13 protein-coding genes are annotated in these 14,183 nt (G+C 58.6%); 8 read left to right on the top strand and 5 right to left on the bottom strand.

Features of this window, described 5'->3' with window-relative positions; genetic code table 11:
• The first annotated feature begins 243 nt into the window (after positions 1-243).
• A complete protein-coding gene (locus tag ACTG2U_RS15845) occupies positions 244-1,638 on the top strand; it encodes a PepSY-associated TM helix domain-containing protein (RefSeq protein ID WP_439974738.1) in 1,395 nt (464 codons plus the stop codon).
• Between the two features lie 70 nt (positions 1,639-1,708).
• Here the strand turns inward: ACTG2U_RS15845 and ACTG2U_RS15840 are convergent, their stop codons facing one another.
• On the bottom strand, positions 1,709-1,924 hold the full coding sequence (locus ACTG2U_RS15840) for a DUF6500 family protein (protein WP_005363132.1): 216 nt from the start codon (positions 1,922-1,924) through the stop codon (positions 1,709-1,711).
• 106 nt (positions 1,925-2,030) lie between these two features.
• A complete protein-coding gene (locus ACTG2U_RS15835; RefSeq protein WP_005363134.1) occupies positions 2,031-2,936 on the bottom strand; it encodes a 1,4-dihydroxy-2-naphthoate polyprenyltransferase in 906 nt (301 codons plus the stop codon).
• 208 nt (positions 2,937-3,144) lie between these two features.
• Here ACTG2U_RS15835 and ACTG2U_RS15830 point away from each other — a divergent pair, with 208 nt between their 5' ends.
• The 7 genes from ACTG2U_RS15830 (at position 3,145) to ACTG2U_RS15800 (ending at position 11,845) form a co-directional block, all read left to right on the top strand.
• Complete coding sequence (locus ACTG2U_RS15830; protein ID WP_439974737.1) at positions 3,145-4,467, top strand: isochorismate synthase; 1,323 nt, start codon at positions 3,145-3,147, stop codon at positions 4,465-4,467.
• Positions 4,468-4,499: 32 nt separating this feature from the next.
• Positions 4,500-6,257: a 2-succinyl-5-enolpyruvyl-6-hydroxy-3-cyclohexene-1-carboxylic-acid synthase gene (gene menD, locus ACTG2U_RS15825; protein ID WP_439974736.1), complete on the top strand. Its 1,758-nt coding sequence runs from the start codon at positions 4,500-4,502 to the stop codon at positions 6,255-6,257.
• Positions 6,217-7,014, top strand: a complete 798-nt coding sequence (gene menH, locus ACTG2U_RS15820; protein ID WP_439974735.1) for a 2-succinyl-6-hydroxy-2,4-cyclohexadiene-1-carboxylate synthase — start codon at positions 6,217-6,219, stop codon at positions 7,012-7,014. The genes menD and menH overlap by 41 nt, the downstream gene beginning before the upstream one ends.
• A 110-nt stretch (positions 7,015-7,124) precedes the next feature.
• On the top strand, positions 7,125-7,985 hold the full coding sequence (gene menB, locus ACTG2U_RS15815; protein ID WP_005354934.1) for a 1,4-dihydroxy-2-naphthoyl-CoA synthase: 861 nt from the start codon (positions 7,125-7,127) through the stop codon (positions 7,983-7,985).
• Positions 7,985-8,914, top strand: coding sequence for an o-succinylbenzoate synthase (gene menC, locus ACTG2U_RS15810; RefSeq protein WP_439974734.1), 930 nt, complete (start codon positions 7,985-7,987; stop codon positions 8,912-8,914). Before menB ends, menC begins: the two co-directional genes overlap by 1 nt.
• Complete coding sequence (menE, locus tag ACTG2U_RS15805) at positions 8,907-10,310, top strand: o-succinylbenzoate--CoA ligase (RefSeq protein ID WP_439974733.1); 1,404 nt, start codon at positions 8,907-8,909, stop codon at positions 10,308-10,310. The genes menC and menE overlap by 8 nt, the downstream gene beginning before the upstream one ends.
• 299 nt (positions 10,311-10,609) lie before the next feature.
• Positions 10,610-11,845 carry a winged helix-turn-helix domain-containing protein gene (locus tag ACTG2U_RS15800; RefSeq protein WP_042053627.1) on the top strand — a complete coding sequence of 412 codons (1,236 nt, stop codon included), beginning with the start codon at positions 10,610-10,612 and terminating at the stop codon, positions 11,843-11,845.
• Positions 11,846-11,847: 2 nt separating this feature from the next.
• On the opposite strand, the gene ACTG2U_RS15795 is transcribed toward ACTG2U_RS15800, so the two are convergent.
• From ACTG2U_RS15795 to ACTG2U_RS15785, 3 genes are read right to left on the bottom strand one after another with little or no spacing between them, the layout of a single operon-like run.
• The gene (locus tag ACTG2U_RS15795; protein WP_139741655.1) at positions 11,848-12,399 is read right to left on the bottom strand and encodes a fimbrial protein; all 552 of its coding nucleotides are present in this window, start codon (positions 12,397-12,399) and stop codon (positions 11,848-11,850) included.
• An 11-nt stretch (positions 12,400-12,410) separates the two neighbouring features.
• Positions 12,411-13,439: a fimbrial protein gene (locus ACTG2U_RS15790; RefSeq protein WP_160880975.1), complete on the bottom strand. Its 1,029-nt coding sequence runs from the start codon at positions 13,437-13,439 to the stop codon at positions 12,411-12,413.
• Positions 13,440-13,444: 5 nt separating this feature from the next.
• Positions 13,445-14,176: a fimbrial biogenesis chaperone gene (locus ACTG2U_RS15785; protein ID WP_139741653.1), complete on the bottom strand. Its 732-nt coding sequence runs from the start codon at positions 14,174-14,176 to the stop codon at positions 13,445-13,447.
• Between the last annotated feature and the right edge of the window lie 7 nt (positions 14,177-14,183).

Genomic DNA, 14,183 nt, shown 5'->3' with positions numbered 1-14,183 from the left:
ATTGTTACCACAAGGTAATAATTTAAAGGTAATAATTTATAAGGAAAAGTCCAGCAGCAAACAGGCTTTCCCCAACGCGTAATCATCCTATCCTGCAAACCGTCGGCACCTCATGTTACCGACACCCCGCACTGAATCGATCTCAAGATGTGTGATTGCAGTTAACGAAACGTTACTGCTATTGTCCGCGCCGCCACAAACATTCCACCAGCCGAAAGGTTCCCCCCCCAACAAGGATGTGCAATGAAAAACAGGGACTCGAGTCATTACCAACGGATCTGGCGCTGGCACTTCTACGCAGGTCTCTTTGTCGCCCCTTTTCTGATCCTGCTGTCACTGACCGGGATCGTCTATCTGTTCAAACCCCAGCTCGACAACCTGATGTATCCCGAGCTGATGAAGGTCGCTCCCGCCAGCCAGCCCCTGAGTGCCGACCAACTGCTGGCCAAGGTGATGATGACCATGCCCGATGCCAGCCTGCGTAAGTACCTGCCGCCTGCCGCTCCCGACCTGAGCGCTCAGTTCATCGTCAATCGGGGTGAACAGGAGCTGACCCTGTTTATGGATCCCGCCAGCGGCGCCCTGCTCGGCACCATGGATAACAAGTGGAATCTGCAAGCGGTGGCTCGCTCCCTGCACGCCGACCTGCTGCTCGGCACCACGGGGGATCGGCTGATCGAGCTGGCCGCAGGCTGGGGACTTGTACTGCTGCTGAGCGGTCTCTACCTCTGGTGGCCACGTAAGGGGCCCGGGGTGGGCGGCATCCTCTGGCCCAGAGTGAACCAGCGCGGACGCCTCTGGTGGCGGGATCTGCACGCCGTGGTCGGCTTCTGGGGAGCCGGTTTCCTGCTGCTGTTGCTGTTGAGCGGCATGACCTGGACCGGTTTCTGGGGCGATCAGTTCGCCGCGGTCTGGAACCGCTTCCCGGCCGCCATGTGGAACGAGGTGCCCAAATCGGCGCCGCTGGCCCGCACCCTGAATCAGGCCCATGAGCAGACCGTCCCTTGGGCGGTGGAGAACACCCCGATGCCCAGCTCGCAGCCGGTCGATGAGGGGCACGATCACGGCGCCATGAACCACGGCGAGCACGAGGGAGTGGTGATGGCCAGTCAGCGCATTGCGCTGCAACAGGTGGTCGAGATCGCCCATGAGCGGGGAGTCCAACCGGGTTACAGCATCACACCGCCGGTCGGCGCCACCGGTGTCTATACCATCGCGATCTTTGCCGATGATCCGCGCAACGATGCCACCCTGCATATCGATCAATACAGCGGCAAGGTGCTGGCCGATGTGCGCTGGCAGGATTACGGCACGGTCGCCAAGACAGTGGAGAGCGGCGTCATGCTGCACATGGGCAAGCTCTACGGCTGGCCCCATCAGCTCGCCATGCTGATCATCTGTCTGATGGTGCTGGCCAGTGCCGTGAGCGGTCTGTGGATCTGGTGGTGCCGCCGCCCGCAGGGCCGTCTCGCCGCACCGCCGCAGCCTGCCAAACTCCCGCCGATACGCGGTGCCATCGCCCTGCTGATCCTGCTGGGGATCGCCTTCCCGCTGGTGGGCGCCTCCATGGTCGCCATCTGGCTGCTGGATACCCTGATTTTCTCCCGCCGCCCCCTCAGGGTGGCGCGCGCCAGCTAGTCGATAACATCATTAACCAGCATAGAGGGCTCCCGCTTGGGAGCCCTCTCTGTTTCATGGCCGCCGACTATCACTCCTGCTCGACCAACAAGAGAATTTTCTTGGCCTTCTCGAAGTGATCGAGCTTGTGGGTCCGGATCCACCAGGTCGCCGCCTCCATCAACAACTCGGGATCGTCATTGCGATTGGCAAAAAAAGCATAAAAGGAGAGCCCGACCGTCTCCCCCTTCTGGGCGATTTTCTGCTGGCATACCTGAATGATTTTCTGTTTGAGTGATGCACGCATGGCAGTCTTCCTGTCTGACTGATTCAGTACCAACGCGTAGCATCGGCACACAAAAAGGGCTCCCGCCTCGGGAGCCCGTTTCACATAACAACAAGCCGGTCGTTCATCAGGAGAGCGCTAACCCGATGGAGAGCAGCAGGCTGAACAGAAACGCGCTGATGGCGGTCTTCTTGAGGGAACCGGTCAGCACCTCGCCATCGTAGCTTTCGCGAAGGGTCTTGGCCGCATCGCTGAGAGGCTTCATGGCGGGCAGGAAGATCCACGGCCAGAAGCTGGCGGGCTGGATCAGGATAAAGGCGATGGTTGCGAGCAACGCCGCCCCCAACAGTACCCAGTGATAAGCGATGGCGCGGTTGCGGCCAAGGCGCACCGCCAGAGTGATCTTGCCGCTGGCGGCGTCGGTCTCGATGTCGCGCACATTGTTGATATTGAGCACGGCGGTGGCCAGCAGGCCACAGGCGGTGGCAGGCAATAGCAGATCCCACTCCAGCGTCTTGGTGAAGAGGTAGTAGGAGCCGAGCACCCCGAGCAGGCCGAAGAAGAGGAACACCGAGATGTCGCCAAACCCGCGATAGCCGTAAGGAGTCTTGCCGACCGTGTAGGTCACCGCCGCCACGATGGCCGCGCCACCCAGCACCACAAATGCCAAAATCTGCAGCCACTGGCCACCGAAGGCGCAGCCCAGCAACAGCAGGCCACTGGCCACCGCCGCCAGCGCAGTCAGCCCCATCGCCACGCACATCTGCTTTTTGGTGATAAGGCCGGAGACCACCGCCCGCTGCGGGCCGATCCGCTCACCGTTGTCGGCGCCGGAGACCGCATCGCCGTAATCGTTGGCCAGATTGGAGAGGATCTGCAGCAGGATGGCGGTCAGCAGGGAGAGCGCCATGATGGTGCCATCGAAGGCACCACGACTGGCAGCCAGCCCCGAGCCCAGCAGGATGGAAGAGCAGGCGAGCGGCAGTGTTCGCAAACGCGCCGCCAGCAACCAAACAGAGAAGGTATTTGTCATTTTGTGATGGCCAAACAATCGGATATTGATCGTGTTAAGGGTTATCGAACCGGATTTGGGTATACTTGGCCCCGGAGAGTGAAGCTCCCGCGGGCGATTTACATGGACGAATGGGCAGATAATATATAGGAAATCATCGCCCTTTGGCATAAACCTACGGCATCCAGCTACCGGATCGCTCGTTACTACCCGGCTCAGACAAGAATCCATGTTGGCTCAGACCCATATCAAGCAACAACTGGACGCCCTGCGTCACAGCAACGTCAGCGGCTTCGTACGGTTGCGAGTGGCGATCGAAATCCGCTCCTTTCTGGGCTGGCTCGCGGCGCAAACCCTCTATCCCCGCATCTACTGGCAGGCCCGTGGAGAGGCTCGTCCCGAGTATGTCGCGCTGGGCGCCATCCATGAACTGACCGAGCCGCACGCCATCAAGCAGGTGTGCACTAACACTGCCAACCAGCATCATGACGACAGCCCTCGCTACTATGGCGGACTGGCGTTTGACCCGGACCAATCCGGCTGGCAGGGGTTTGGCCCCTGCCGTTTCGTGCTGCCCCGCATCGAGCTGGTGCGCCGTGGCGAGTGCGTCAGTCTCTGCCTCAACCTCTGGCTGGATGAAAACAATCTCGAGGCCGAACTGCAGGCGGCAGAAGCCGCCCTCGATGCCCTGCGCCCGGAGTCCCCGCTACCTGCCCTGCAAAAGCAGCCCTGGCAGCGACAGGATTGCCCCGGCCCCGCCCAGTGGCAAACGCTGGTGGAGCGCGTCACAGCCCCCGATTTTCAGGCCCACACCCCCAAGGTGGTGCTATCGCGGGAGAGCGTGCTGACCAGTCCGAACCACGATGCGGATATCAATCCCTGGGCCATGCTCGACCAATGGGCCCGCCACGCCCAGGACTGTTTCCACTTCGGTTTTCAATTCTCCCCCGAGCAGGCCTTTATCGCCTGCTCCCCCGAGCGGCTCTACCGCCGGGAAGATCGCCACCTCTTTACCGAGGCGCTGGCGGGCACCATTCGCCGCTCCGGCGATGAAGAGGTCGATGCCCAACTGGCCGCCGAACTGCTGGCCGACAGCAAGAACCGGCTGGAGAACCGACTGGTACACGCCGACATCCTGAGCCGTCTGGCACCACTGACCCACGATGCCACCCTGACCGAACCGCGCATTCTCAAACTGCGGCTGCTGCAACACCTCAAGTGCGATATCGAAGCCGAGCTCAAACCCGGGGTCTGCGACTGGCAGTTGCTCGACGCCCTCCACCCGACGCCGGCGGTGGGCGGCGCTCCGCGCGAGGCAGCGCTCGCCTTTATCCGCGAGTTCGAACCCTACGATCGGGGCTGGTACGCCGGCGCCTGCGGCATGCTGAGTCGAGAGACCTCCGAGTTCTCGGTCGCCATTCGCAGCGCCCGCATTCAGCCGGGCAGCGTAACCCTGTTTGCCGGTGCCGGCATTGTCGCCGGTTCCGAGCCTGTCGCCGAGTGGGCCGAACTCGACAACAAGATCGCCAATGTGCTCTCCCTGCTGGGATAGTCATTCACCCTTTTCACGCTACGAGAGCCCCTATGCCCACCTGTAAAGAGCCTGCCAGCGAAGAGTTTGCCTGCACACCGTTTTCGAGCCAGCACGCCACCTTCAACCACGTCTGGTCCTCCCTCTTGCTGGAGGAGCTCTTTCGCCTCGGGGTGCGCGACATCGCGCTGGCCCCCGGCTCCCGCTCTGCGCCGCTGACCATGGCCGCCGCGGCCCATCAGGGCTTTCGTCGTCACTTGCACTTTGACGAACGCGGCCTCGGCTTTATGGCGCTCGGGCTGGCCAAGGGGAGCAACCGGCCGGTGGCGGTGATCATGACCTCGGGCACCGCGGTAGCCAACCTCTGGCCCGCCGTGGCAGAGGCCCAGCTCACCGGCGTGCCGCTGATTATTCTCTCCGCCGATCGTCCTCACGAGCTTATCGACAACGGCGCCAATCAGGCGATCGACCAGCAGGGGATCTTCGGCCGCTACTCCGTCTATCAGCAGAACCTGCCGAGCCCCACCCCGACCATTCCGGCGGCGTTTGTGCTGAGCTCGGTGGATCAGGCACTGGCCAAACAGGCGCTCACCCCCGGGGTGGTGCACTTCAACTGCATGTACCCGGAGCCCCTCTACCCGGGCGAGCACTATCAGGATTTCTCCGACTATCTGGCTCCCCTCGGTGACTGGCTCGGCTCGCACAAGCCCTGGAGCCCGTGGCAGCAAAGCGCGCCGAGCTGCCCCCCTCAGGCGGAGTGGGAAACCTTTCGGCAACAGCGCGGCATTATTGTCGCCGGCAGGATCACTGACCCCGAACAGGCACAGGTGGTCGCCGCGCTGGCGGAACAACTTGGCTGGCCGCTGCTGGCGGATCTGCAGAGCCAGATCCGCTTCGATAGCCGCAACCTCATCCACATAGATCTGGCGCTCAACGACCCTGCATTCGTCACCGAGCTGGGCCGCGCCGAGGTGCTGCTGCAATTTGGCGCGCGGCTTATCTCCAAGCGGCTTGGCCAGTTCATAAAACACCATTCATGGCAGGATTACTGGCTGGTGGATCCGCAACCGGCGCGGCTCGATCCCGACTACCGGCTGCGCAACCGGCTGCTCTGCAGTGCCAGCGCCTTTTCTGCGGCCCATCCGGTCACCACACAAGCCTCTTGGCACACATTGGCCGAGCTGCAACACAACGCCAGCCAGCAGATCGCCGCTGCCTGCGAGCACTTCTCCGAGCTCGGGGTCTGCCATCGCCTCAACCGCCTGATCGAAGGGCAACTGTTTGTCGGCAACAGCATGCCGACCCGACTGATGGATATGCTCGGCGAAACGGGCAAGGGGCCGAGCCGGGTGATGACCAACCGTGGCGCCTCCGGCATCGATGGCCTGATCGCCACCGCCTACGGATTTGCCCAATCGGTCGAGCCAGGCAGTGATGAGCCCACCACCCTGCTGCTTGGGGATCTCAGCGCCCTGCACGATCTCAATAGCCTCGCCCTGCTCAGCAAGGCGAGTCGACCGCTGGTGGTGATCCTGCTCAACAACGATGGCGGCAGCATCTTTCGTATGTTGCCGGTGCCCACCGAAGGGGAGCTGCTGGAGAGCTACTACCGGCTGCCCCACGGTCTCAGCTTTGAACATGCCGCCGCCATGTTTGGCCTCGCCTATCGGGCGCCGACCACCCTGCCCGAGTTCGAACGCGATTACCGCGCCGCCCTCCAACATGGCGTTACCTTGATCGAGATCCGGGTACCGAGCGAGCAGGTGGCCGATGATCTCAAGGCGCTGGGGGCCGCCATCCGTGGCAAATAAAAATGCCCATGTGCCGCTGGTGTTGCTGCACGGCCTGCTGGGGGATGGCGGCGACTGGCAACCGGTGATCGACCGGCTGCCCGCCATCCGCTGCATCGCCCTCGACCTGCCGGGTCACGGCCAGCATAGCGCTCTCAACGTCAGCGACTTTGAACAGAGCCACCAGTGGCTGGTCGCCGAGCTGGCCAGCCGCAACATTGAACGCTATCTGCTGGCGGGTTACTCGCTGGGTGGGCGACTGGCCCTCTATCACGCCAGCCGCGAGCCCGCCGGGCTGCGGGGGCTGCTGCTGGAGAACTGCCACCCGGGGCTGCCAGCCGGTGAGCGGGCCGCCCGCATCGCCCACGATGAGAGCTGGGCAGGGCGCTTCGAGCGCGAGCCTCTGGCTGACGTGCTGGCAGACTGGTACCGGCAAGGGGTGTTTGCCGATCTTGACGATGCGGCCCGGGCCCGCCAGATCGCCCGCCGCCTTGGCAACGACGGTCAGGGCATCGCCACCATGCTGCGCGCCACCTCGCTCGGCAAGCAGCCGGATCTCGCCCCCTGGCTCATGGCGAGCCAGCTGCCGGTCACCTGGGTGAGTGGCAAGCGGGATCACAAATTCCATCAGCTGGCTTGCCAGCTGGCGAACCAGGATCGCAGAATCAACCACTTGGTGCTGGATGGCGGCCATAATCTGCACGCCCATCAGCCTGATAACTTTGCCCGACTCCTCGCGGAGTGGGTCAACCAACAAGAAGAGACGAGTCATGATTGAAGCAATGACGGAAGCTGAACTGTATGCACCTGTTCAACATGCCAGGATTGCTCAACTCAGAGTTCAACTCGGTGCTCAACTGCACTCTCCCAGATCAGAAGGAAAAAACCATGATTGAAGCAATGACGGAAGCGGAACTGTACGCTCCGGTTGAGTGGCAGGATTGCTCCGCCGGTTACGAGGACATCCTCTATCACAAGTCCAACGATGGCATTGCCAAGATCACCATCAACCGTCCCCAGGTACGCAACGCCTTCCGCCCCCGCACCGTCAAAGAGATGCTGCAGGCGCTGGCCGATGCCCGTTATGACGATCAGATCGGCACCATCATCCTGACCGGTTTTGGCGAGAAAGCCTTCTGCGCCGGCGGCGACCAGAAGATCCGTGGCGACTACGGTGGATACCGCGATGACGAGGGGACTCACCACCTCAACGTGCTCGACTTCCAGCGCGACATCCGCACCTGCCCGAAACCTGTGGTTGCCATGGTAGCGGGCTACGCGGTCGGTGGCGGCCACGTGCTGCACATGATGTGTGACCTGACCATCGCAGCCGACAACGCCCAGTTTGGCCAGACCGGCCCGAAAGTGGGCTCCTTCGACGGCGGTTGGGGTGCTTCCTACATGGCTCGCATCGTCGGCCAGAAGAAGGCCCGCGAAATCTGGTTCCTCTGCCGCATGTACGATGCCCAGCAAGCCCTCGACATGGGTCTGGTCAACACCGTCGTACCATTGGCCGAACTGGAGCGTGAAACCGTGCGCTGGTGCCGTGAAATGCTGCAAAACAGCCCGATGGCGCTGCGTTGCCTGAAAGCCGCCCTCAACGCTGACTGTGATGGGCAGGCGGGCTTGCAGGAGCTGGCGGGCAATGCCACCATGCTGTTCTACATGACCGAAGAGGGTCAGGAAGGCCGCAACGCCTTCAACGAAAAGCGTCGCCCCGACTTCTCCAAATACAAGCGGAACCCCTGATGACACTCGCCCTGTATCGCTATCAACTGCCTTTTACCCAGCCACTGACCTTTCACGGCAAGGTGGAGGTGGCGCGCGAGGGGCTGTTGGTGCGCATCAACGACGGCTGGGGGGAAATCGCCCCCCTGCCCGGCTTCTCGAAAGAGAGCCTGCAACAGGCAGAGGCAGAAGCCCTTGCCGCGCTGGCGGCCCTGGCCGCCGGCGACACCCCGAACCCCGTGCTGCCGTCGGTGCAATTTGGCCTCGACTGTGCGCGCCGGACATGGCCCGAACAGAGCAACCCGCTGCCGGAGCCCTATCCCCTCATTCAAGGCTCCCCCCAGGAGCTGCTGCGCAACTGGAAAGAGTGGCTGCACCGCACGCCCGGCAAGGCCAAGCTGAAAGTGGCACGCTACCCGATGCGTGACGAGCTGGCGCTGATCCGCCTGCTGTGCGACCGCCTCCCCTCCCTCAAGCTGGTGCTGGATGCCAACCAGGGCTGGACTCGCGAGGAGGCGTGGACCTTCTGCGGCCACCTCGACCCGAATCGCATCGAGTATCTGGAAGACCCTTGCGCCGACTTTGCCGACATCGCCTTTGTCGCCAACCGCACCGGCATGCCGGTGGCGCTGGACGAACTGCTGGCACAAGGCAAGCCGTGGGAACCGATCCCGCAACTGCGCGCGCTGGTGCTCAAGCCTACCCTGCTCGGTTCACTCGCCAACTGCGAAGCCCTGATCGCCCGCGCCCGCGAACTGCGGCTCAAGGTGATCATCTCCTCCTGCTTCGAATCGGATCTGGGCCTGAACCAGCTCTTTCATCTGGCGAGCGAATGGGCTCCCGAACAGGCGCCGGGTCTGGATACCCGCCGCTGGATGGCGGGCAACCTGCTGGGGGAAGATGGCAAACCGGACCTGAGCCGACTGGAGCAACTGTATTACCGTGATTGAACCCACACGTTCACCCGAACAGACACCTTGCCCGGTACGCCACCGGGCAATCACAGCCCCGAACCGCATTGCCATCCACGCCGCCTCGCCCCTCAGTTACCGCCAGCTCGATGCCCGCCTCAACAGCCTGTGCCAACAGCTGAAACAAGCCGGAGTGCGCCGTGGCGAACATCTGGCTGCGGTGGTGCGCGGTGCGCTGGAAGATGTGCTGCTGGCGTGGGCCTGCGTACGCAGCGGCGTGGTGTTCTTCCCGCTCAACCCCGCCTTTCCTCTCGAAAAGCAGAGCGAGCTGGCGCTGCAACTCGATGCCGATGCCTTCTGGTCGGCAGGGGAGATCCCGGCAGGCAACTGGCAGCCCTTGCCGCTCGACTTCACGCGCGAACTGCCGGCAAGCGAGGAAGCGTGGCCGCTGGAATCGACCCAACTCAACAACATGATCCTCACCTCCGGCTCCAGCGGCACGCCGAAAGCGGTGGTGCACCGGCTCTGCAACCACCTTGCCTCAGCACGCGGCTCTGCCACCCTCATCCCCCTCGATGAGAAGTCCGGCTGGCTGCTCTCCCTGCCGCTGTTCCATGTCGGCGGCTACGCCATCCTGTTTCGGGTCTTTCTGGCGGGCGCCACTCTGGTGCTGGACGATCGCAGTCAGCCGCTCAAGGCGCGACTTGAACAGCAACCGATCACCCACCTCTCGCTGGTGCCGACCCAGCTCTGGCGCCTGCTGGCAGAGGGCTTTGACCCCGCCCGTACCCGCCTTCGTGAGCTGCTGCTCGGTGGCGCCGCCATCCCGCAGCCGCTGGTGAGTCGCCTCTGCGCCATGGGGCTCGAACCCAAGGTGAGTTATGGTCTCTCCGAGATGGGCAGTCAGGTCTGCACCGCTATACCCGGCGATACAGGCGTAGTTGGCAAACCGCTACCGGGACGGGAAGTGTGCATCAGGGAGCAGGAGATCTGCGTGCGCGGCGCCACCCTGTTTGCCGGTTACTACCGAGATGGCGAGCTGGAACTGCCCCTCGATGACGAAGGCTGGTTTCATACTCGCGACAAGGGGAGGTTCACTGCGGCAGGGGAACTGCTAGTAGAAGGGCGGCTCGATAACCTCTTCATCTCGGGTGGCGAAAACATCCAGCCCGAAACCATAGAGCAGAGACTGGTAGATCATCCCGCTGTCGCCCAGGCGCTGGTGGTCCCGGTGCCGAGCGACGAGTGGGGGCAACGCCCCGCCGCCTATATCGACTGGCACGGCGAGCCGGTTCCCGACTCCGAACTGGCAGCCTGGCTCCGCAGCACCCTGCCCGGCTTTATGGTGCCCGACCACTGGCTCCCATGGCCCGATCTTGGCGGCAATCTCAAGCCACAGCGAAAACAATTTCAGAATATTATTAGGTCGCAATAATTATTCATGCGACAAAAACTGACACCATGGAGCCATCCAAATACACATATGACTCAAAATAAAATGCTGGTGGTATCAAAATCCTCCTCCTCAGTCTGAATAAGTGAGAACGATTACATAAACGGCCTTTTTTGCACATTTTTTGAACCAAATTAATTGGCTGTAGTACCATACCCTCCACCATGCATTTAGTAGGAAAGCTAACCATATGATAATAAAAGAAATTGACAATTTATCATTATTTGAACAAAGACTGCATGGTGGTAAAATGCACTCCTTGGCAGTAAGACGAGTCACACATGAGTAACAAAATTTATAAAATTGCAGAGGATATCTTTTTCTCCGCTGCAATATTTCGACTCTCGAAAGGGGACAAGGACATCAAGCTCAGCAACAAGGAAGCCGAGCTACTCGAAATGTTATGTGATGAGGCAGGCACTGTCATTCCAAGAAGCAAACTGCAGGATGCCTTGTGGCCAAATCAGGACAATACCGATACCAATTTGAACCGGCAGATACTCTCGTTGAGAAGAAAGCTGGAATCCTTCGGCTTGATGGATGCGATCGATACCATTCCACGGGTTGGCTATATGTTTTGTGCTCCGATTGAGCTCGCTGGGGAAAGTGAAGAGCCAGCACCAGCGGAAGAAATTCATGCGCCGACGCCTTCCCCTGCACCTCAAGCCAGGCGGCAATATACTCGCCGCAAATATGACCGATATTTCAGCCCAAAGCGTATTTTGCTGTTTGCATTGCTGCTGGTCTCGCTGACTTCACTAGCCCTCGTCATTTATAACTATGCGACAGCAAATACACTACGCACTATCAATTTAGGTCAGATTTCTCTCTATATGACCAGCGAGACAGAAAAAGCACTGAATGTGAAAATAGATTCACTGACGCCCTTGATAAAACCTGTTTCACGTAAAGCTGATGAGCAGATTTCAATTCTGGTTGGAAAAGAAGCCATCAGCTATTTTTCCATCAACAATAGCAGCAGGAAATTATCCGAAAATATCTTCCTGTTGCGTAGCGGTCACCCGGTGGCCGAAGAAGTTCAATGCGTTATCACAACCATGAACCAGCAGGGAAATAATGTTTCCAACAACTATTACAATAATCAAGAAACCACAGTCAGATATCACAGAGATTGTCAGGCACCAGACAACTGGGTAGAAATGACCAGAAAGAGTAAATATATTGTGACCATGAACAGAGAAATAGTAGTGGCTACCGTGATAGCCACTGACAATCAGGGAAAGACGCTGTTCAATCTGGATTCTGTTGGGGATCTGGAGCGGGATAATGGCGATATTTCGGTCGAGATAAAAAATACTATTGTCAATTTCATTGACCAGCAGGCGCTGACCAATAACGCTATGGTCGCCACTCTGGTCGCGGCGCTAACTCCCCCCAAACAAAAAGCCAAGTTCATTCAATTGCCTGGAGGTATTTACCTTTCCAGTTATCTAGGTGGCGTCATCACCTGGCCCAGCCATGGCAATACAAAAGTCATCCAGCGCAATGACTTCTGAGTTTATTCATAAGCAACGATGAAATTGGCGACGGCAGAATAGTCGCCAGGCTGGATGTTTTTGGCGGTCAATGCAGCAGGATGTCCTTCAACCCTGGCAAAAAATTGAAGCTCATTATCTGCCGCACCACCTAGCAGATAGCCGCGGGAGGCACTACCCAAATTCAGAGGTGATTGAGCCACGTCATACAGGCGGATGCCTGCCCCCCTGGCAATCCCAGCCGTGAATGCCAATCCGCCGCTTAGTTCGGGATCCTGCGAGCCAGTAAAGGTCACCTTGGCCATGCGGAAAATACCCGGCTTGCAATTGGTCAGACGAATGGAGAACGGCACTAGCTCCGCGACTCCGTTGGCATAGAGTTCCTTCACATCAACTACCCCCATCGCGACCTCCTGATCAAGGGATTCAGGGGAAACCACACAGGGTTGGTCGATGATCCGGCCATGGAGATTGACTGTATTGCCCAGCAACTCCAGATCATCGCCAGCACGAGGGGCCGCCGTCACAGCCAGCACCGGGCAAAGCGCCAAACCTATCCACAATGTCCGCAACATATGACAACTCCTCACTGGAACTCGGCAACGATGGTGGCTGTCGCATAGAAATCGCCCGCCGGAATATCTGCACCTGTCGGGGTTACCGGTGCAGCGATAAAGCCCCAATCACCGATATTGCCCTGCATGGAAACCGGATAGAATTTGTTTAACTGCAACGGTGAACCATCCAGCTGCTTGAATTTTATTCCCAAATCGGGAATAACCTTGTTACCCGTATAGCTGTCACTGGTTGTTCTCAAATAATCCTGGCTGAATGAGGCTGGTCGTCCTGAGATACCAAGGTTTATTTTCAATGCATCACCTTCAAACGCGCCCCCCTTACATTGGAAAGTTAGTGGCACAGCTCTTTCAAAATTATTACCATCCAATCCTGTTCCAGGTAAATCGCCAAACTCGACTTCGATAGTTTGCCCGCCATTGATTACACATTCTTCTGGTACATATAAAATTGCAGATGTAATCGTAATTCTAGACATTGGCAAACTATTAAAGTCTGTAGTTGTAGCCCCTAGACGACCATACATCTCTACAACTTGACGATCTGATATTTGCACACCATTAATTATTTGTTTTCTCACGCGAAAAGTTACCTTTCCACGGCTACCACTTTCGAAATTATTTATTCTTGTCTCTTTCCCTTTAGTACAAGAGTAATTTGGGTAATCGTTACTTTCATTCGGAAATGGGGCTGTAACAAATTTTTTCTTCCAACCGGCTATCCAAATTTCGACTTTCATATCCAAAAAGTCATTCAGTTTTACAAAACCATCACCAACTTGAGGCAAGCCATCCGTCATTGTTGCTTTATAGTACACTGGAGATTGCGGAATGCTTCTATCTGGGCAGGTAACGATACCTGAGTATTGCCCTCTCAAATTCCACTCAAATGCCTTGGTAGTAAAACCAGGTCTGTTTTGAATGTCAGCCTTGTCCAACGATATATAGTAATTATGGGTTGGGTTAGGCGTCACATAGCCATTTGCCAATGCCGTTCCTGCCAACAGCATAAGACTTGAACAGAAGATGGAACGTAGCATAAGGCTTACTCGCTCTTCACGGCTTTACAGGCATTGCCTGTGCACTGGTATTTGATATCCATATATCCGCCGTAGTCATTGACATAGCTGATCACAAATTCATTGCCCAGGGTTTCCGGGATAGTGACCGTCAGCTCTGACTTGGGAGAAACCATAAAGGCGGAGAAACCCTTGATAGTGGTCCGCTCCTTGCCCTGCGGATGACCTAGGCCCACATAGGTGATGTAGTAAGGGGTCGGGTTGTTGACCTTGAGGGCTTTGCCCTGCTTGGTGATCAGCACCTGATCCTGCCAGACTGCCCCACGCTCGGGCAGAATGGCCTCGGGGCGGTAGAACAGCTTGATCTTGGACTGCACGGCAATCTGCATCACGTTGCTCTTCTCGCTCTTGGGCGGGATCTCGCGCAGGTTGAAGTAGTAGATGGACTCACGATCCTTGGGCAAGCTGTCGATGGCCGGCACACTGGCGATGCGCACGATGGACTTCTGGTTGGCATCCACCCGCTGTACCGGCGGCAGCACCACGAAGGGAGAAGAGATCTTCTGGCCTTGGGCATCTTCAATCCAGGCCTGCGCCAGGTAGGGCAGCTTCTGGTTCTCGTTCTTGATGTTGAGGCTGATGGACTTTGCGCCGCCCGGATAAACGGCACGAGTACGATCCAGCACAATGGCGGCACTGACGTTGAGTGAGGTCATGCCAAGCGCAGCCAGACAGATATAAGAGAGCAGCTTTTTCATCGGTATC

This window comes from Aeromonas sp. 95A (genome assembly GCF_051919235.1).
Taxonomy (GTDB): Bacteria; Pseudomonadota; Gammaproteobacteria; order Enterobacterales; family Aeromonadaceae; genus Aeromonas; species Aeromonas veronii.
Note: the sequence above shows the minus strand (reverse complement) of the source record. Positions and strands in the feature narration are given on the sequence as shown.